Consider the following 1,229-nt stretch of genomic DNA (forward strand, 5'->3'; position numbering starts at 1 on the left):
ATGGCAAAGGAAAAGTTTGAGCGTAATAAGCCGCACGTCAACATCGGCACGATTGGGCATGTTGACCACGGCAAGACGACGCTGACCGCAGCGATCACCAAGTATTTTGGTGACTTCAAGGCGTATGACCAGATTGACGGCGCGCCGGAAGAGAAAGCCCGCGGCATCACCATCTCGACCGCGCACGTGGAATACGAGACCGACGCGCGCCACTATGCGCATGTCGACTGCCCCGGCCACGCTGACTACGTCAAGAACATGATCACCGGTGCCGCTCAGATGGACGGTGCGATCCTGGTTGTGAACGCCGCGGACGGCCCGATGCCGCAGACCCGCGAGCACATCCTGCTGGGCCGCCAGGTTGGCATCCCGAAGATGGTCGTGTTCATGAACAAAGTTGACCAGGTTGACGACGAAGAGCTGCTGGAACTGGTGGAAATGGAAATCCGCGAGCTGCTGTCTTCGTATGAATACCCCGGCGACGATATTCCGATCATCGCAGGTTCGGCTCTGGCCGCGATGGAAGGCCGTGACCCTGAAATCGGCGAGAACAAGATCCGCGAGCTGATGGCGGCTGTTGATGACTACATCGACACCCCCGAGCGTGCTGTTGACCAGCCGTTCCTGATGCCGATCGAAGACGTGTTCTCGATCTCGGGCCGTGGTACCGTTGTGACCGGCCGTGTCGAGCGTGGCGTGATCAACGTTGGCGACGAGATCGAAATCGTCGGCATCCGTGACACCGCGAAAACCACCTGCACCGGCGTTGAAATGTTCCGCAAGCTGCTGGACCGCGGTGAAGCGGGCGACAACATCGGCGCCCTGCTGCGTGGTGTGGACCGTGACGGCGTTGAGCGTGGCCAGGTTCTGTGTAAGCCGGGTTCGGTGACACCGCACACCAAGTTCGAAGCCGAAGCCTACATCCTGACCAAGGAAGAAGGCGGCCGTCATACTCCGTTCTTCGCGAACTACCGTCCTCAGTTCTACTTCCGGACCACTGACGTGACCGGCACCGTGACCCTGGCGGAAGGCACCGAGATGGTCATGCCCGGCGACAACGTGTCGTTCGGCGTTGAGCTGATCGCCCCGATCGCGATGGAAAACGGCCTGCGCTTTGCGATCCGCGAAGGCGGCCGCACCGTCGGCGCCGGCGTCGTGTCGAAAATCGTAGAATAATCCGTAGGCCGGGCTTTAGCCCGGCACATCGGTGAACAAACGAAGGCCGCTCC

1 protein-coding gene is annotated in these 1,229 nt (G+C 60.6%); it reads left to right on the forward strand.

What is annotated here, in order from left to right; translation table 11 throughout:
* Nucleotides 1-1,176 (forward strand): elongation factor Tu (gene tuf, locus ACR0LL_RS21115; RefSeq protein ID WP_480492715.1); only part of this gene is annotated, 1,176 nt, incomplete at its 5' end.
* Nucleotides 1,177-1,229: the final 53 nt, after the last annotated feature.

This window comes from Ruegeria sp. AI2 (genome assembly GCF_056541275.1).